This window comes from Alkalihalobacillus sp. R86527 (genome assembly GCF_042466185.1).
Classification (GTDB): domain Bacteria; phylum Bacillota; class Bacilli; order Bacillales; family Guptibacillaceae; genus Guptibacillus.
On record NZ_JAXHBW010000001.1, the window covers coordinates 863,525 to 882,173 of the forward strand.

Sequence of the window (18,649 nt, forward strand, 5' to 3'; positions counted from 1 at the left end):
CATTCAGAAGGGATGGAGAATAATGGCGAAAGTTTACTATAACGGTGATATTAACGAAGGTGTACTGAAAGATAAGAAGATTGCAGTGGTTGGATACGGTTCACAGGGGCATGCACATGCACAGAATCTACGTGAAAGCGGATTTGACGTAACGGTTGGTTTACGCAAAGGACGTTCATGGGACCAGGCATCTGAAGATGGATTCGATGTGAAATCAGTCAAAGAGGCAAGCGAACAAGCTGATGTAGTAATGGTTCTTCTCCCAGATGAACATCAGCCGGATGTTTACAAGGAAGAGATCGAACCAGGTCTGAAAGCAGGTAATGCACTTGTATTTGCTCACGGATTCAATGTTCATTTCAATCAAGTTGTTCCACCTTCAAATGTAGATGTATTTCTAGTTGCTCCAAAAGGTCCTGGACACCTTGTAAGAAGAACATTTGCTGATGGAGCTGGCGTTCCTGCACTATTCGGCGTGTATCAGGACGTAACAGGCGAAGCGAAAGAACTTGCACTAGCTTACGCGAAAGGCATCGGCGGAGCACGAGCTGGCGTTCTAGAAACATCGTTCAAAGAAGAAACAGAAACAGATCTTTTCGGAGAGCAAGCAGTGCTTTGCGGTGGTCTAACGTCACTCGTTAAGGCAGGATTTGAAACCTTAACTGAAGCGGGTTATCAGCCAGAAGTCGCCTACTTTGAATGTTTACATGAGCTGAAACTAATCGTTGATTTGATGTATGAAGATGGTATTGCTGGTATGCGTTACTCAATCTCAGATACAGCTCAATGGGGTGATTTCGTTTCGGGCCCACGCGTTGTCGATGCGGATACAAAGAAACGAATGAAGGATATTCTAGAAGAAATCCAATCAGGAAAGTTTGCAAAAGGGTGGATCTTAGAGAACAAGCTGAATCGACCTGAGTACCATGCGATCAATGAGAAAGAAAAGCAACACCCTATTGAACAGGTAGGGAAAGAACTACGCGCAATGATGCCTTTTGTTAAGCCAAAATCAAAGAAGGAAGTGGTTTCAAGTGCAAAAGATTAATGTATTCGATACGACGCTTAGAGACGGCGAACAGTCAGCAGGTGTCAATCTGAATGCATTAGAAAAGCTCGAAATCGCGAAACAACTCGAAAGGTTAGGAGTCGATATTATGGAAGCGGGTTTTCCTGCCGCTTCCAAAGGTGACTTCCAGGGTGTGAAAAACATAGCTGATACAGTAAGGAATGTATCTGTAACAGGTCTTGCCAGAGCGAATAAGAAAGACATCGATATTGCATGGGAAGCCTTAAAAGGCGGCGCTGACCCAAGATTGCATGTCTTTCTTGCAACATCTCCGATCCACATGACACACAAGCTTAAGAAGACACCTGAGCAAGTGGTAGAAACTGCAGTAGAAGCTGTAAGGTATGCAAAAACGATGTTTCCTAAAGTTCAATGGTCCGCTGAAGATGCATGTCGTTCAGACAGAGCGTTTCTAGCAAAGATCATTACAGAAGTGATCGACGCTGGTGCAAGTGTTATTAATATTCCGGATACAGTCGGTTATCGGAGTCCACAGGAATACGGAGAACTATTTACGTATTTGAAGAAAAACGTTCCTAACATCGATCAAGTTGCTCTTTCTGCACATTGTCATGATGACCTTGGTATGGCTGTAGCTAACTCACTAGCTGCGATTGAATGCGGTGCTACTCAGATTGAAGGAACGATTAATGGAATCGGTGAACGTGCTGGGAATGCTGCGATCGAAGAAGTCGCTGTTGCCCTTCGAATAAGAAATGATTTCTATAACGCTGAGACAAACTTGAAATTGGATGAAATCAAACGAACGAGTACGCTGGTAAGTAAGTTGACTGGTATGGTGGTGCCAGGAAATAAAGCTGTCGTGGGAGCAAATGCATTTGCTCATGAATCAGGTATTCATCAGGATGGCGTTCTTAAGGAGAAATCCACCTATGAAATTATTAGTCCTCAATTAATTGGTGTTCAATCAAATAGTCTTGTTCTTGGTAAGCATTCAGGAAAGCATGCATTCAAAGATAAAGTAAAAGAGTTAGGGTTCGTTCTTGATGAGTCGAAAATCGTAGAGGCTTTCACTAATTTCAAAGATCTTGCTGATAAGAAAAAACACATCACAGAAGAAGATTTAATCACGCTTCTAACTGATATACAGACTGACGAGACAGTTGAGAAATATGAGATTCATAGTATACAGGTACAATATGGTACAGCTAATATTCCGACAGCAACCATTTCAATGAAGTCACCTGATCAATCGATGCTGCAGCAAGCTGGCACAGGTTCGGGGAGTGTTGAAGCAATCTATAATACGCTTGAACAAATGATACCAGGTACGCTACAGCTACAAGACTATCGTTTAAGTTCAGTTGGTGGGGGGCGTGATGCCCTAGCAGAAGTTCATGTTCGTGTCTTGTATAACGGAATTGAATCAAGTGGGCGAGGTACTGCCCAGGATGTACTAGAGGCTTCAGCAAATGCTTACTTGAACGGAGTAAACAGGACGCTCGCTCGTGAAAATTATTTAGTTAAAAAGCAAGCTCACGTATAAAAGGAGGTTAACAAGGATGAAGAAAACAGTTGCGGTATTACCAGGAGATGGAATTGGCACAGAGGTGATGGAGGGAACGATTAAAGTTCTCAATGCCGTAGCAGATCGATTCGGCCATACGTTCGAATTTCAAAAAGGCGTCATTGGTGGCGTAGCTATTGATGAAACAGGTGAACCGTTGCCTAAAGAAACACTTGATATGTGTAAAGGATCTGATGCAGTTCTTTTAGGCGCGGTAGGCGGACCGAAGTGGGATGATCTTCCTGGGAAACTTCGTCCTGAAAAAGGCCTTCTAAAAATTAGAAAAGAGCTTGAGTTGTTTGCAAATCTACGTCCAGTTAAAGCATATGACAGTCTTTTAGATGCATCACCTTTGAAGGAAGAGCGCATCAAAGGTGTCGATATGTTGATCGTACGAGAGTTAACTGGTGGTCTCTATTTTGGTACCCCGAGTGAACGAAGAGAAGGGGGAAATCGCGTAGTGGATACCCTTTCCTATACCCGTGATGAGATCGAACGCATCGTTGACCAGGGATTTCGAGCAGCTAGGAAGCGCAAGAAAAAGCTAACAAGCGTCGATAAAGCCAATGTTCTAGAATCGAGTAGAATGTGGCGTGAAATTGTAAATGAAAAAGCAGCGAATTATCCAGATATTGAAGTAGAGCATATGCTTGTAGATGCTGCAGCGATGAAAATCGTCCAAAACCCAACGCACTTTGACGTAATCGTAACGGAAAACCTTTTCGGAGATATCTTAAGTGATGAAGCTTCTATGATTACAGGATCTTTAGGGATGCTTCCATCAGCAAGTCTTAGAAAAGATGGGTTTGGAATGTATGAACCTGTGCACGGTTCGGCACCTGATATCGCTGGGAAAAACCTGGCGAACCCACTAGCAATGATTCTATCGGCATCGATGATGTTGAATCATTCCTTCAATATGAAAGAAGAATCGGAAGCGATTGACAAGGCTGTTAAAGAAGTACTCGAAGCAGGATTTTTCACTAGTGATCTTGCGAGAAAAGGGAAACGTGGACTTAGTACAGATAGGATGATCAATCAAGTGGTCCTTCAATTGGCTGAAGACAATGCTACGGCTGGAATCATGGAAGCTTATGCGTGATAGAGAGGAGGATGGGTGTGGTGTCAGAAACAATTATTGAAAAAATCTGGAATAAACATATTGTTCATAGAGAAAAAGGTAGTCCAGATTTACTTTATATTGATTTGCATCTTGTGCATGAAGTGACATCTCCGCAGGCTTTTGAAGGCCTGCGGATGAACCAACGGAAGGTTAGACGGCCTGACCTGACTTTTGCAACGATGGATCATAATGTTCCTACTATTGCACGACATATTATTAATGATCCGGTATCAAAAGTACAGATGGAGAAGTTAGAAGAAAATTGTAAGGAATTCGGTGTTGAAATTGCTGATATCAACCATCCAGATCAAGGAATCGTTCATGTAATCGGACCCGAACTTGGTTTAACTCAACCAGGTAAAACGATCGTCTGTGGCGATAGTCATACGTCAACTCACGGTGCTTTCGGAGCCCTTGCTTTTGGCATCGGAACGAGTGAAGTTGAACATGTTCTTTCAACGCAGACCCTATGGCAATCTCCTCCGAAGACGATTGAAGTTCGAGTGAGCGGTCAGCCAGGTGCTGGTGTGACGGCGAAAGATATTATTCTTGCGATCATCGCGAAATTTGGCGTAAATGCAGGGACAGGTGCTGTATTAGAATACACTGGTGAAGCGATTCGAAAGATGTCTATGGAAGAACGAATGACGATCTGCAACATGTCGATTGAAGCTGGTGCTAAGGCTGGATTGATTAGCCCTGATGAGGTAACGTTTGACTATCTAAAGGGGAAAAGGCACGTGCCACAAGGCGAAGCTTTTGAAGATGCTGTAGAAGAGTGGAGAAGCCTCGCGAGCGATGAAGGAGCACAGTACGATGATGTGTTAGAAATACACGCTGATGAAATCGAACCACAGGTAACATGGGGAACGAACCCTTCGATGGGGACTTCAGTTTACGGTAGAGTACCTTTCCCTGAAGATTATGAAGATCCAGGTGATCAGAAGGCGATCGCTCAAGCATTAACATACATGGGTCTAACAGCAGGAATGGCGATACAGGATATCGACATTCAACATGTGTTCATAGGTTCTTGTACAAATTCCCGAATTAGTGATTTAAGGTCAGCAGCGAACATCGTTCGAGGAAGAAAGGTACACAGTCATGTTCGAGCTCTAGTGGTGCCAGGTTCTAAATCTGTTAAAGATATAGCAGAAGCTGAAGGGCTAGATCAAGTGTTTATGGAAGCTGGTTTTGAATGGAGAGAGGCAGGATGTAGTATGTGTCTTGCAATGAATGACGACATCGTACCACCTGGAGAACGATGTGCTTCAACTTCGAATCGTAATTTTGAGGGTCGTCAAGGGAATGGCTCTAGAACGCACCTCGTTAGCCCTGCTATGGCAGCGGCCGCAGCATTGGAAGGTAAGTTCACCGATGCTAGAAAAATGAAGCCGACTGTTGTGTAAAGGAGTGAAAGTATGGAACCAATCAATGAATATACTGGTATCGTTTATCCCCTTGAAAAGGTGAATGTGGACACTGACCAAATCATTCCAAAGCAATTTTTGAAACGAATTGAGAGGCAAGGTTTTGGGCAGTTCTTGTTCTATCATTGGAGGTTTGACGATGATGGAATAGCGCGATCTGACTTCTCATTAAACGAAGAGCAGTATCGATCCTCATCAGTCCTTGTAGCTGGTAAAAACTTTGGGTGTGGATCCTCGAGGGAACATGCGCCATGGGCACTACTAGACTATGGGTTTAGAGTGATTATTGCCCCAAGCTTCGCGGATATTTTCTATAACAATTGCGTCAAAAACGGAATTCTTCCAATCGCGCTTCCACAAGAAGCCATCTCAGAAATGTTCTCAAAAGCATTTGATGGTTATTCATTGACAGTTAATCTTCAAGACCAACTCATACAGGATCAGGAGGGGCTACGTGTAACGTTTGATATTTATCCTTACTGGAAGGAAATGCTGTTAAACGGCTGGGACGAAGTATCACGTACCTTATCCCTCGAACATAAAATTCAGAAGTATGAAAATCAACCTTCAGGAGTGTGAGAAACTTGGGAATTATCAGGAGAAATACAACGTTCATGTCGTAAAAGCAATGGAAAATTTACTTGGAGCCGTCCACAGGACTCCTTTACAACGTTCACATTCACTCAATCGACTAACTGGAAAAGATGTTTATTTAAAGATGGAGAACCTACAGCGTACAGGTTCGTTCAAGCTACGCGGAGCTTATAATAAAGTTTCGAAGTTAACGGATATAGAGGCAGCGAGAGGGATTGTAGCTGCTTCAGCAGGAAACCATGCTCAGGGAGTAGCACTCGCTTCGAAAGGAATCAAATCAAGAATTTTCATGCCGACTCATACTCCGTTAAGTAAGATTGAGGCTACGAAATCATACGGTGCTGAGATTGTTCTTGAGGGCGAGTCCTATCATGAAGCTTTCAAAGCAGCACAAGACGATCAACAGAAACGAGGCGCTACATTTGTACATGCCTTTGATGATGAAGATGTTATGGCTGGTCAGGGGACGATTGCACTTGAAATCATGCAACAGTGTCCTGATCTAGACGGCATTCTAGTTCCGGTTGGCGGTGGCGGTTTATTGGCTGGAATGGCAGTTGCGATCAGAGACTTTTTTCCTCATGTGAAGCTTATCGGTGTTCAAGCTTCTGAAGCCTCAGCCACATGGAATCGTTTCCAGGGATTGGGGACAAGTAAATTGTCTTCAGCAAAGTCGATTGCAGATGGAATCTCTGTGAAAGAACCAGGTCAAAAGACTTATCCGATTATTGAAGAACTAGTCGATGAAATGGTTACTGTGAGCGAAGAAAGCATAGCGTCAGCCATAATCTTTATGCTTCAACGTCAGAAAACCCTTGTCGAAGGAGCGGGAGCGGCTTCAGTTGCAGCACTCTTAAGCGGTGCAATAAAAGGTAAGAGAATAAGCGCGGTCATTAGTGGCGGTAATGCAGATGTAGAGATGATCTCAACTTATAAAAAGCTTTCAGCTGAAGCAAACAATAGAAGCGAAAATCTAAAGGTTATTTAAAAATTCAAACTTTTTACTCATTGATTGACACACTAAAAGTCCCATGCTAGAATTCGATTTAGTACTTAACCAGAGTAACGTGTTAATAACTAAATATCTCTTATTCAGAGAGGTGGAGGGACTGGCCCTGTGAAGCCCGGCAACCAACAAACAACTTGTTTGAGAAGGTGCCAATTCCTGCAAAGCAGTTGCTTTGAGAAATGAGAGGAAGACATCGATTTTCAAGTGCCTTTCTGCTCATAGCGGAGAGGCATTTTTTAATATGAAGACGTGTCAACAACTATGATTCATGGGACATCGTACCTAAAAAGGATGTGTGCAAATGATTGAGTTAAAAGGGATAAAAAAGACCTTCTTTGCAGCTTCTGGCCCAGTGGAAGCGGTGAAGAATACTGATCTTACAATCAAAAAAGGCGAAATTTTCGGAGTAATCGGATATAGTGGTGCTGGTAAAAGTACATTGATCCGAATGTTGAATTTACTAGAGAGGCCGACTGAAGGTAGCGTAACGGTAGATGACAAAGCGTTATCTAAGTTGAAGAAAAAAGATCTTCGATTGGCAAGACAAGAAATAGGAATGATTTTTCAACACTTTAATATTCTCTGGTCACGTACTGTAAAAGAAAATATTGCGTTCCCACTTGAAATATCTGGTGTCCCGAAAGAGAAACGTAAAGCTCGCGTAGCAGAGTTAATCAATCTTGTTGGGCTAACTGGGAGAGAAGATGCTTATCCTTCACAATTAAGTGGTGGGCAAAAGCAACGAGTTGGAATTGCGAGGGCGCTTGCTAACAATCCGAAAGTGTTACTTTGTGATGAAGCAACTTCTGCTTTGGATCCGAAAACAACGGATAGTATTTTAGATTTGCTAAAGAAAATTAATAAAGAGCTTGGGTTAACGATTGTGTTAATCACCCATGAAATGCACGTAATAAGAAAGATTTGTCATCGTGTAGCAGTCATGGAAGGTGGAAATGTTGTGGAAGAAGGACCAGTTCTTGATATTTTTCATCATCCACAGCAGCCGATCACCCGAGACTTCGTTAATCAGTTGAGTGAACCTGAAGAGATGAAAGAGTCGATTACCCATTTAAGTGAAGGAGCGGATGGGACGCTCGTACAATTTACTTTCGTGAAAGGTGCTACTGGCTCACCGCTCGTAACGCAGTTGATTAGAGAATTTCAAATCGAGGTAAACATTATTCAAGGTAAAGTCACCCATACTCAAGATGGACCGTATGGCAAGTTATCCGTCTTACTCAAAGGAGATCAAGCGGCCATCGATAACGCATTGGATTATGCACGAGGGCAAGTGAAAGTTGAGGTGATTCCAAATGCTTAGTTCATTATTTCCTAATGTGCGTTGGGAGGATATGTGGGAAGCATCATTACAAACAATCTATATGACTGCAATATCCGTTTTTGCAACGTTCATTCTCGGCATTGTTCTAGGTCTTCTACTTTTCTTAACTTCAAAAGGAAACACCTGGGAAAACCGGTTTGTTAACGGAATCGTTGCAGGGGTGGTCAATCTGTTTCGTTCGATTCCCTTCATTATATTAATTATTTTACTTATACCGCTATCTGTCTACATTGTTGGAACAATGCTCGGTGCAAATGCAGCATTACCAGCACTTATTGCTGGAGCTGCGCCATTCTATGCTCGAATGGTCGAAATCGCTCTTAGAGAAGTGGATCGAGGCGTCATTGAAGCATCCCAAGCGATGGGCGCAACGAATGGACAGATTATCTTTAAAGTTCTACTTCCTGAAGCGATGCCTGCGTTAATTTCAGGTATTACGGTAACTGCAATCGCGCTAGTCAGTTACACAGCGATGGCGGGTGTCGTTGGGGCTGGTGGCCTTGGAGATCTTGCTTATCTAGACGGTTTCCAAAGAAATAACCCTGATGTAACACTCGTAGCAACAGTATTAATACTCGCAATTGTTGCAGTTCTCCAGGTTATCGGAGATGTAACAACCCGAGCGATGGATAAAAGATAGATAAAAAAGGAGAGAGAAACCATGAAAAAACTATTATTTATTTTGTCAGTTCTTGCTCTTGCAGCACTATCGGCTTGTGGAGGCAATAACGGTGGAAACAGTGAAGGTTCTAGCTCAGAAGATGAAGAAAAGAAGCTAGTTGTTGGAGCATCGAACGTGCCGCATGCTGAAATCCTAGAAAAAGCGCAACCGCTTCTTGAAGAAAAAGGGATCACTCTTGAAATTGAAAGATTCCAGGATTATATTCTACCTAACAAGACACTAGCTAATGGCGAATTAGATGCAAACTACTTCCAAACAGTTCCTTACATGGATCTTCAGATGGAAGAAAATAAAAATTATGATTTTGTTAATGCTGGTGGGATCCACATCGAACCAATCGGCGTGTATTCACAAGAGTACGAAAACCTTGATGCACTTCCAAAAGGTGCAGAAATCATCATGAGTAATTCTGTATCTGACCACGGTCGTATGCTTTCATTATTAGAAGCAAAAGGCTTGATCAAGATCAAAGAAGGTGTTGACCCTACGGATGCGCAAGTAGAGGACATCGCAGAAAATCCTAAAGAACTTAATTTCAAAACAAACGTCGAAGCTTCACTCCTTCCACAGATTTATAAACAAGGTGAAGGCGATGCAGTTATGATCAACACAAACTACGCGATTGATGCTGGCTTAAACCCACAAGAAGACGCAATTGCACGTGAAGGGTCTGACTCTCCATACGTGAATATCATCACTGTAAATAAAGGTGATGAAGATAACGAAGCAGTAAAAACCCTTGTCGAAGTACTTCGATCTGAGGAAATTCAAACATTCATTAAAGAAGAGTATGATGGAGCAGTCGTTCCAGTAAACGAATAAACAAACAAAGGGTTCTCCAACGTGGAGAACCCTTTTTCATGGTCATTTAATCGTGGAGGAGAACAGGTTGCATAGCATCCTTCAGTGTTTTAGCAGAGTGTTTAAGTTTCTCCATTTCACGATCATCAAGCTCAAGCTCGATGACTTTCTTAATTCCGTTTTTGTTTATGATGGCTGGGACGCCGATATAGAGATTATCTAAGCCGTATTCTCCCTCTAAAAGAGAGGAAACAGTAAGGATAGAATTTTCATTTCGAAGAATGGCCTTGGTTAGACGGACAAGTCCCATTGCAATTCCATAATACGTGGCACCTTTACGTTCAATAATATGATAAGCGGCATCCCTGACATCTGCGAATAGCGAATCGAGTTCTGCTTTTCCATTTGGATTATCCTTAATCAAAGAAAGAACAGGTCGGCTTCCGATCGAAGCGTGACTCCAAACTGGCAATTCTGTATCCCCATGTTCACCTAATATATATCCATGGACATTTCTTGAATCAACTTGAAAGTATTCTCCTAATGAATATCGAAACCTCGCTGTATCTAGGATTGTTCCGGAACCAATCACTCTTTCTTTCGGAAGACCTGAGAATTTCCATGTTGCATAGCTGAGTATATCAACGGGATTCGTTGCAACGATGAAGATGCCATGGAACTGGCTAGCCATTATATTCGATACGATTTTCTTGAAAATCACCGTGTTTTTATCGATTAAATCGAGTCGCGTCTCGCCTGGAGCTTGATTCGCTCCTGCGGCGATCACCACGATATCGGCCTCACGACAATCTTCGTACTTACCAGCCCAAATTTTCATTTGTGCCCCAAAAGGCAGACCGTGATTAAGGTCTCTTGCTTCACCTTCGGCTTTATCTTTATTAATGTCGATCAAAACAAGTTCATTCACAACTTCTTGATTGAGTAATGAAAAAGCATAGCTTGTTCCTACGAATCCTGTTCCAATTACTGCAACGCGGCTTGTTTTTCCTTCAAACATTCCACTCACTCCCTTTTTATCTCATAGTTGAAGTGTAACGAACTTCAGTGAGGATACATGTGATGATGCTCACAGTGGCCTTACAGAATTTTCTTTCTATCGTTTTTTTAATGGATAGCTTTGTAGTTGTCTTCTCATACTAACTCTGAATAAAAAGAAGGAGGAATGTGACGTGACGCAAGATCAACAAAATACAAACTTTGCACAAACAGCACTTCATGATTACAAAGAAGGACTTGGGGTATTTACAGAGAAAATGCCTCAAATTGCTAAGAAATATAATGCTTTTACAGAAGCTTGTTTCAAAGCAGGAGCGATTAGTCAAAAAGAAAAGCAGATGATTGCTCTCGGTATATCTATTTTTTCTCAAGACGAGTATTGTATTATTTACCATACAAAAGGGTGCCTTGATCAAGGGTGTACGGAAGAAGAGATTCTTGAAACAGTTGGCGTAACAGCAGCATTCGGCGGTGGGGCTTCAATGAGTCAAGCGGTTACTCTTGTGCAAGAGTGTATAACTGACCTCAATCAAATGAAGCATTAAAAAACGAGTTTCTTCTATTATATATATGCATGGTCCAAAGAGAGTTAGTTGTAAATGGTTGTTAAAAGAAGGAAAGATATGATTTATAGTTTTCAATATATTCAGAACATAGCAGAGAGCGATATTTCCTTTGTAATTCCTTTAAATGGTGTTTGTGGGCTAGCTGATTAAAGTGGTAAATTAAGTAAGTGATTAAATAACGATACTTGAAAGGATTGATTCATTATTAGCCCGTTGCGGTTAAACCACACATCTGAAATGGAAAAGGCAATGTACCAGTCTCACGGGGTAGGCTACGCAGAATATAGCAGAAACTTCAAGAAACGAATGCAAATAGAGCGTGATCGTGACCTGGATTATCGCCAAAGTCTTATGATGGTAAGTGAATTCGACCGTAAGTTGCAAAAGTGAATCAGACATAATACGCCACTAAAAACCAGTCTTTCGACTGGTCAAGCTGTCGAGAAAATCTCGGCAGCTTTTCTGTTTACCTTTAGCAATAAGTAAGAGGGATTTCCGCTCCAGGATGCTCGCTTTCCGGGGGGCGGGCGGTGAGCCTCCTCGTCGCTTACGCTCCTGTGGGGTCTCACCTGTCCCGCTAATCCCCCAGGAGTCGAGCATCCTTCCGCTCCAATCTACGTTATTGTGAGATAAATTAAATCATTTTTCATCAAATCAAGAATCTTTAATAATTAACTTGGATAAAAACGGAAAGGAATATTTTTCTTATTTAATTGGATTCAATAGAACTGGTCGTTATGCTTAGCTTCATCGCCATCTAGTAGGAGTGAATACCGCTTGACTCCCGCGTTCGTCCGCAGGAAAGCAAGCGGTATTCAAACTCCTACGGCCTCGGGAGCACAGGTTAAGGTTGTTCTACAAACTGACCAGTCTTTCGACTGGTTTTTTTAATTGAATAATGAGAATAACATCCGTTGTCTACTGTATGTGGAAATGATACGCTTACTCTTGGGTGCAAACTCTTGTCTGAATAGTGCATAGATTTGTGGTGTACGCTAGGGAAGGACGCCTTTCTCGTTCCTTGATAATAGTTTGGATTTGTTATAAAATTAGAATGAAAATAGATTGAGAATGACTCAGCACACATTCCTTGACATAAACCTTATAGCTAATACAATAAGGAAGGAAGAAGGAATAGTATAAACGTTATTGGAGGTATTCACAAATGGCAGCATCAACTCTTAAGATTGAAAATCTTCATGTTTCCATTGAAGGAAAAGAGATTATCAAGGGGCTAGACCTTGAAATAAATGGTGGCGAAATTCATGCAGTAATGGGTCCGAACGGTACAGGTAAATCTACCCTTGCATCCGCTATCATGGGACATCCGAAATATCAAATCACTGAAGGCAAAGTCTTCCTTGATGATGAAGATGTACTTGAAATGGAAGTTGATGAGCGTGCGAAAGCGGGCCTCTTCCTTGCTATGCAATATCCAAGTGAAGTAAGCGGTGTAACAAACGCTGATTTCCTACGTACAGCGATCAATGCTCGTCGTGAAGAAGGCGATGAAATTTCTCTAATGAAATTCATCAAAAAGCTAGATAGCAAAATGGCTGATCTTGATATGGGCGAAGAATTTGCTCAGCGTTACCTTAATGAAGGATTCTCAGGTGGTGAGAAGAAGCGTAACGAAATTCTTCAGCTTATGATGCTTGAACCAAAGATTGCGGTTCTTGATGAAATTGACTCTGGTCTTGATATCGACGCTCTTAAAGTCGTTTCTAAAGGTGTTAACGCAATGCGTAACGAAGAGTTTGGTTGCTTGATCATCACTCACTATCAGCGTCTTCTAAACTATATTACTCCAGACAAAGTTCACGTAATGATGCAGGGACGCATTGTGAAATCCGGCGGTGCTGAATTAGCTCAGCGTCTTGAAGCAGAAGGTTACGATTGGATTAAAGAAGAACTAGGTATTAAAGACGAAACAGTTGGCCAAGAAGCGTAAGCAGTAAGGAGGATGACAATGTCAGTGGATACGAAGATTGCATTCGATCAAGATTATATTCGGTCTTTTTCAGAGAAGCGACAGGAGCCACAATGGCTTACTCAGCTTCGACTTATGGCACTAGAGAAGTCAACAGACCTTCCTATGCCAAAACCGGATAAGACTAAAATAGATAAATTTAATTTCACTTCGTTTAAGCACGATGTACCTACAGAAGGTATTTCTTCATTGGATGAACTTCCTGAAGATATTAAGGATCTAGTTGCGAAAGACCAGCAATCAGGTAACCTTCTCGTGCATCGTAATTCAACGCCAGTTTTCAATCAGCTTTCTGATGAACTTAAAGATAAAGGTGTTATCTTTACAGACATTCAAACAGCTGTTCAAAACCATAGTGAACTTGTTGAGAAGTACTTCATGAAAGACGTTGTGAAAGTGGATGAACACCGTTTAACAGCACTTCATACAGCACTTCTTAATGGAGGGACGTTCCTATACGTTCCACGCAACGTGGATGTAGAAGTTCCAGTTCAAGCTCTATACTGGCAAGAAGACCCTGAAGCAGGTCTATTCAACCACGTTATTATCGTTGCTGAAGACAACAGTTCCGTAACATACGTAGAGAACTATCTATCTTATTCTCATGACGTTGAATCAGTAGCTAACATTATTGCTGAAGTTCATGTTGGACAGAATGCTCGCGTAACGTTCGGATCAGTTGATAACTTTGCAAAAGGCGTTACTACGTATGTGAACCGTCGTGCGAACGTTGCCCGTGACGGTAACGTTGATTGGGCACTCGCTCAAATGAACGACGGTAATACAGTTTCAACGAACTCGACGAACCTTGTTGGTGATGGTTCTACTGCTGATTCTAAGACTGTTACAATCGGTCGTGGCAATCAGAAGCAGAACTTCACAAATGAGATTTTCCATCATGGTAAAAACTCTGAAGGTGTTCTTCTTGTTCATGGCGTTCAAAAGGATAGTGCAAGTGCGATTTTCAATGGTGTTACGAAAATTGAGCACGGCGCTACGAAATCGAATGGTGACCAGACTCAACGCGTTCTTATGATGAATGAAAAGGCAAGAGGCGATGCGAACCCAATCCTTCTAATCGATGAAGATGATGTTATGGCTGGACACGCGGCATCTGTTGGTAAAGTAGATCCACTTCAACTCTTCTATCTACAAAGTCGCGGAATCAACCGTAAAGAAGCAGAACGTTTAATTATCCACGGATTCCTTGCTCCTGTTATTAACGAACTTCCTATCGAAGGCGTTAAAAACCGTGCGATCGAGGTAACCGAAAGGAAAGTAAATTAATGTTCAATGTCCAGGATATACGCAAGCAGTTTCCCATTTTACATCAAGAGGTAAATGGGAAACCTCTTGTTTATCTTGATAGTGCTGCAACGTCTCAGAAGCCTAACCAAGTCATCGATGCAGTTGAGCGTTATTATAAAGAAATCAATTCAAACGTCCATCGTGGTGTTCATACGTTAGGTACGCATGCTACAGATGCATATGAAGGCGCACGTGAGAAGGTTCGTGAGTTTATCCATGCTTCTTCTACTGAAGAAGTTATCTTTACTCGTGGAACGACTACAGCGCTAAACATGGTTGCATCAAGTTATGGTCGTGCAAACCTTCAGGAAGGTGACGAAGTTGTCATCACTCCGATGGAACACCATAGTAATATCATTCCGTGGCAGCAAGCTGTCAAAGCTACCGGTGCTACACTCAAATATATCCCTCTCCAAAAAGATGGAACGATTTCACTTGAAGATGTGGAAAATACGATAACAGAAAACACGAAAATTGTATCTGTTATGCATGTGTCAAACGTCTTGGGTACGATCAACCCAATTAAGGAAATCGCTGCGATCGCTCACCGTAATGGTGCTGTGATGGTAGTGGATGGTGCGCAAAGTACACCGCATATGAAAATCGATGTCCAGGACCTAGATTGCGACTTTTTCGCATTTTCTGCACATAAAATGTGCGGTCCAACAGGTATAGGAGTTCTATACGGTAAAAAGCATCACCTTGAAAACATGAAGCCGTTTGAATTCGGTGGAGAAATGATTGACTTCGTTGGTCTTTATGACTCGACGTGGAAAGATCTACCGTGGAAGTTTGAGGGAGGAACTCCTATCATTGCAGGAGCTGTCGGCCTTGGTGCTGCAATCGACTTCTTAAACGAGGTCGGTATGGATAACATTAAAGCGCATGAACAGCACCTTGCGAACTATGCAGTGCAACAGATGTCTAAGATTGATGGTGTGCAGGTTTATGGTCCTGATGAACGTGCTGGCGTAGTAACGTTCAACAGTGACGATGTTCATCCTCATGATCTGGCAACAGTGCTCGATACTGAAGGGATTGCAGTTCGAGCAGGACACCATTGTGCTCAGCCACTTATGAAGTGGTTAGAGGTATCAGCTACAGCTCGTGCTAGCTTCTATTTATATAACACTGAAGAAGACGTGGACACTTTTGTAGCAGGTTTACAAAAAGCAAAGGAGTTTTTTGGTCATGTCTTTTAACAATCTTGACCAGTTATATCGACAGGTCATTATGGATCATTACAAAAACCCTAGAAATAAAGGGGAGCTTGAAGAAGGCGACCTGAAAATTAATATGAACAATCCAACATGTGGAGACGCGATTCAGCTTCAGTTGAAAGTGGATGAAGGTAAGATATCAGAGGCGAAGTTTATTGGAGAAGGTTGCTCGATATCTCTAGCATCTGCTTCCATGATGACGGAATCTGTTAAAGGCCTTGAAGTTGATGAAGCACTCCGTATGTCTAAGATCTTCTCTGACATGATGCAAGGAAAAGAGTACAACGATGAAGAATTCGATCTAGGTGACATTGAAGCTCTTCAAGGTGTATCTAAATTTCCAGCTCGTATCAAATGTGCAACACTTTCTTGGAAAGCGATGGAGAAAGGGTTTAAGGAACAGAACGACGAGGCTTAACCCCTTTCCAGGTGTTGTAATAGATGATTATTCATACTAGAATGATGGAAAGAGAACGTAAGCCAAACACTGACATGTGATATGTCTAGGAGGGAAATACTATGGCTAAAAAAATGCCTGAAGTTGGCGATTACCAATATGGTTTTAGTGATAAAGACGTTTCAATTTTCCGCTCACAGCGTGGCTTGACTCCTGATATCGTTAAAGAAATTTCTCGAATTAAGGATGAACCACAGTGGATGCTTGATTTCCGTTTGAAATCTCTTGAAACGTTTTATAGCATGCCTATGCCTCAGTGGGGTGGCGACCTTGCTGATTTAGACTTTGATGAGATTACGTACTACGTAAAGCCTTCTGAGAAGTCCGAAAGATCATGGGATGAAGTACCTGAAGAAATTAAAACAACGTTCGATAAGCTTGGGATTCCTGAAGCTGAGCAAAAATACCTTGCAGGTGTATCTGCACAGTACGAATCCGAAGTTGTTTATCACAACATGCAAGAAGACCTTGAGAACATGGGGATTGTCTTTAAGGACACAGATACTGCTCTTAAAGAAAACGAAGATCTGTTCAGAGAACATTTTGCTAAAACAATTCCTCCAACTGATAATAAGTTCTCTGCTCTTAACTCAGCAGTATGGTCTGGTGGATCATTCATTTACGTTCCAAAAGGAATAAAAGTTGATACACCTCTTCAAGCATACTTCCGTATTAACTCTGAAAATATGGGGCAGTTTGAGCGTACGCTTATTATCGCGGACGAAGGCTCTTCTGTACATTATGTTGAAGGTTGTACAGCTCCTGTTTATACAACGAATTCACTACACAGTGCTGTTGTTGAAATCATTGTTAAGAAGGATGCTTACTGTCGTTATACAACGATCCAAAACTGGGCTAACAACGTTTATAACCTCGTTACAAAACGTGCAGTTGCAGAAGAAAACGCAACGATGGAATGGATCGATGGTAACCTAGGTTCAAAACTTACAATGAAGTATCCAGCCGTTCTTCTCAAAGGTGAAGGCGCACGTGGAATGACACTTTCCATCGCTCTAGCTGGTAAAGGACAGCACCAGGATGCAGGTGCAAAAATGATTCACCTTGCTCCGAATACTTCTTCTACAATCGTTTCTAAATCCATCTCTAAACAAGGTGGTAAAGTAACGTACCGTGGTATCGTACACTTTGGCCGTAAAGCTGAAGGCGCACGTTCAAACGTTGAATGTGACACGCTTATCATGGATAACGAGTCGACTTCTGATACAATTCCTTACAACGAAATCCTTAACGATAACATTTCACTTGAACACGAAGCGAAAGTATCGAAGGTTTCTGAAGAGCAGCTCTTCTATCTAATGAGCCGTGGGGTTTCAGAAGAAGAAGCAACAGAAATGATCGTAATGGGCTTTATCGAGCCATTTACGAAAGAACTTCCAATGGAATATGCGGTAGAAATGAACCGTCTTATCAAGTTCGAGATGGAAGGTTCGATCGGATAAATACAAGTAGGCCCTGGATAAATTCCAGGGTCTTTTTTTATTGGTTTATTTGTTGAATAGAAATGGAGTCAGCGCTTGCAATCCTTTTATACATCGTTAAGAATAGCCACGGACATTTGTAAAATAGGTTGACACTCTTTGTGGTTTCAACTAGAATAAACTATGACATTGATAATCATTTTCATTTAGAAGTGTGCCGTTCTTTACAACGTGAGAATTTCTAAGGAGGGGGAGCATGTCTAGACTATATGCTGAGAATTTAAAGGTTGCTTATGGTGAAAGGGACATCGTGAAGGATTTAAAGATCGAAATTCCAGATAGAGAGATCACGACGATCATTGGCCCAAATGGTTGCGGAAAATCAACCGTTTTAAAAGCGTTATCACGCATTCTCAATCCGAAAGCGGGAACTGTTTGTTTAGATGGTAAAAGCATCAGTAAAGAATCGACAAAGAAAATTGCGCAAAAGATGGCAATTTTACCTCAAGCGCCAGATTCACCTGATGGACTTACTGTTGGAGAACTTGTTTCATATGGTAGATATCCATATCAAAAAGGGTTCGGTAAATTAACGAAAAAGGATTATAACGTGATTGACTGGGCGCTTAGCGTAACAGGTATTCTTGAATATAAGGAACGACCTGTAGATGCTCTTTCAGGTGGCCAAAGACAGCGTGTATGGATCGCAATGGCACTGGCGCAAGAAACAGACATCATCTTGTTAGATGAACCTACAACCTATTTAGACTTGTCTCATCAATTAGAAGTGCTCGAGTTATTGCATCAGTTGAATCGTGATGAAAAGCGTACAATCGTGATGGTCATTCATGATTTAAACCATGCTGCGAGATTCGCTCATCATATGGTTGCAATGAAAGATGGCACGATTGTAAAAGAAGGAAAAGCAGAAGAAGTGATGACGCACAAAGTCCTTTACGACGTTTTCAATATCGATGCTGAGATCGGGGTCGATCCAAGAACTAGAAAGCCAGTATGTCTTACTTACGATCTTGTAAAACGTGAACAGTTTGTAAAGAATTTGGCGTAATCGCC

The 18,649-nt window shown here is 41.9% G+C and carries 18 protein-coding genes and 1 riboswitch; of the genes, 17 read left to right on the plus strand and 1 reads right to left on the minus strand.

All coding sequences use genetic code 11. The features are described from left to right. Positions 1-22: 22 nt before the first annotated feature. From ilvC to SJY16_RS04425, 9 genes are all read left to right on the plus strand, one after another. Entirely contained in the window at positions 23-1,048 is a 1,026-nt protein-coding gene (gene ilvC / locus SJY16_RS04385; RefSeq protein WP_377887868.1) for a ketol-acid reductoisomerase, read from the plus strand. Next, positions 1,035-2,576 carry a 2-isopropylmalate synthase gene (locus tag SJY16_RS04390; RefSeq protein WP_377887869.1) on the plus strand — a complete coding sequence of 514 codons (1,542 nt, stop codon included), beginning with the start codon at positions 1,035-1,037 and terminating at the stop codon, positions 2,574-2,576. The genes ilvC and SJY16_RS04390 overlap by 14 nt, the downstream gene beginning before the upstream one ends. 16 nt (positions 2,577-2,592) lie before the next feature. Then, a complete protein-coding gene (leuB, locus tag SJY16_RS04395) occupies positions 2,593-3,699 on the plus strand; it encodes a 3-isopropylmalate dehydrogenase (RefSeq protein ID WP_377887870.1) in 1,107 nt (368 codons plus the stop codon). An 11-nt stretch (positions 3,700-3,710) separates the two neighbouring features. Next, the gene (gene leuC, locus SJY16_RS04400) at positions 3,711-5,129 is read left to right on the plus strand and encodes a 3-isopropylmalate dehydratase large subunit (RefSeq protein ID WP_377887871.1); all 1,419 of its coding nucleotides are present in this window, start codon (positions 3,711-3,713) and stop codon (positions 5,127-5,129) included. Between the two features lie 12 nt (positions 5,130-5,141). Next, positions 5,142-5,729 carry a 3-isopropylmalate dehydratase small subunit gene (leuD, locus tag SJY16_RS04405; RefSeq protein ID WP_377887872.1) on the plus strand — a complete coding sequence of 196 codons (588 nt, stop codon included), beginning with the start codon at positions 5,142-5,144 and terminating at the stop codon, positions 5,727-5,729. Continuing rightward, positions 5,704-6,732: a threonine ammonia-lyase gene (gene ilvA / locus SJY16_RS04410; protein WP_377887874.1), complete on the plus strand. Its 1,029-nt coding sequence runs from the start codon at positions 5,704-5,706 to the stop codon at positions 6,730-6,732. The genes leuD and ilvA overlap by 26 nt, the downstream gene beginning before the upstream one ends. 97 nt (positions 6,733-6,829) lie before the next feature. Continuing rightward, positions 6,830-6,939: riboswitch (SAM riboswitch) on the plus strand. A gap of 115 nt (positions 6,940-7,054) precedes the next feature. Beyond that, the gene (locus SJY16_RS04415; protein ID WP_377887875.1) at positions 7,055-8,074 is read left to right on the plus strand and encodes a methionine ABC transporter ATP-binding protein; all 1,020 of its coding nucleotides are present in this window, start codon (positions 7,055-7,057) and stop codon (positions 8,072-8,074) included. After that, on the plus strand, positions 8,067-8,735 hold the full coding sequence (locus SJY16_RS04420) for a methionine ABC transporter permease (protein WP_377887877.1): 669 nt from the start codon (positions 8,067-8,069) through the stop codon (positions 8,733-8,735). The genes SJY16_RS04415 and SJY16_RS04420 overlap by 8 nt, the downstream gene beginning before the upstream one ends. A gap of 21 nt (positions 8,736-8,756) precedes the next feature. Then, on the plus strand, positions 8,757-9,599 hold the full coding sequence (locus tag SJY16_RS04425; protein WP_377887879.1) for a MetQ/NlpA family ABC transporter substrate-binding protein: 843 nt from the start codon (positions 8,757-8,759) through the stop codon (positions 9,597-9,599). 46 nt (positions 9,600-9,645) lie between these two features. Here SJY16_RS04425 and SJY16_RS04430 read toward each other — a convergent pair whose 3' ends face one another. Next, a complete protein-coding gene (locus tag SJY16_RS04430; protein WP_377887880.1) occupies positions 9,646-10,596 on the minus strand; it encodes an L-lactate dehydrogenase in 951 nt (316 codons plus the stop codon). A 172-nt stretch (positions 10,597-10,768) separates the two neighbouring features. Between SJY16_RS04430 and SJY16_RS04435 the strand changes: the two genes are divergently transcribed. From SJY16_RS04435 to SJY16_RS04465, 8 genes are all read left to right on the plus strand, one after another. Beyond that, on the plus strand, positions 10,769-11,140 hold the full coding sequence (locus SJY16_RS04435) for a carboxymuconolactone decarboxylase family protein (protein WP_377887881.1): 372 nt from the start codon (positions 10,769-10,771) through the stop codon (positions 11,138-11,140). Positions 11,141-11,410: 270 nt separating this feature from the next. Then, entirely contained in the window at positions 11,411-11,551 is a 141-nt protein-coding gene (locus tag SJY16_RS20045) for a YuzK family famiily protein (RefSeq protein ID WP_483860829.1), read from the plus strand. Positions 11,552-12,326: 775 nt separating this feature from the next. Next, positions 12,327-13,112 (plus strand): Fe-S cluster assembly ATPase SufC, encoded by a 786-nt coding sequence (sufC, locus tag SJY16_RS04440; protein WP_377887883.1) that lies wholly within the window; start codon positions 12,327-12,329, stop codon positions 13,110-13,112. 18 nt (positions 13,113-13,130) lie between these two features. Continuing rightward, positions 13,131-14,438: a Fe-S cluster assembly protein SufD gene (gene sufD, locus SJY16_RS04445; RefSeq protein ID WP_377887884.1), complete on the plus strand. Its 1,308-nt coding sequence runs from the start codon at positions 13,131-13,133 to the stop codon at positions 14,436-14,438. After that, positions 14,438-15,661 (plus strand): cysteine desulfurase, encoded by a 1,224-nt coding sequence (locus tag SJY16_RS04450; RefSeq protein WP_377887885.1) that lies wholly within the window; start codon positions 14,438-14,440, stop codon positions 15,659-15,661. Before sufD ends, SJY16_RS04450 begins: the two co-directional genes overlap by 1 nt. Next, the gene (gene sufU / locus SJY16_RS04455; protein WP_377887886.1) at positions 15,651-16,097 is read left to right on the plus strand and encodes a Fe-S cluster assembly sulfur transfer protein SufU; all 447 of its coding nucleotides are present in this window, start codon (positions 15,651-15,653) and stop codon (positions 16,095-16,097) included. Before SJY16_RS04450 ends, sufU begins: the two co-directional genes overlap by 11 nt. Positions 16,098-16,198: 101 nt before the next feature. After that, positions 16,199-17,596 carry a Fe-S cluster assembly protein SufB gene (sufB, locus tag SJY16_RS04460; protein ID WP_377887887.1) on the plus strand — a complete coding sequence of 466 codons (1,398 nt, stop codon included), beginning with the start codon at positions 16,199-16,201 and terminating at the stop codon, positions 17,594-17,596. 235 nt (positions 17,597-17,831) lie between these two features. Next, positions 17,832-18,644: an ABC transporter ATP-binding protein gene (locus SJY16_RS04465; RefSeq protein WP_377887888.1), complete on the plus strand. Its 813-nt coding sequence runs from the start codon at positions 17,832-17,834 to the stop codon at positions 18,642-18,644. Positions 18,645-18,649: the final 5 nt, after the last annotated feature.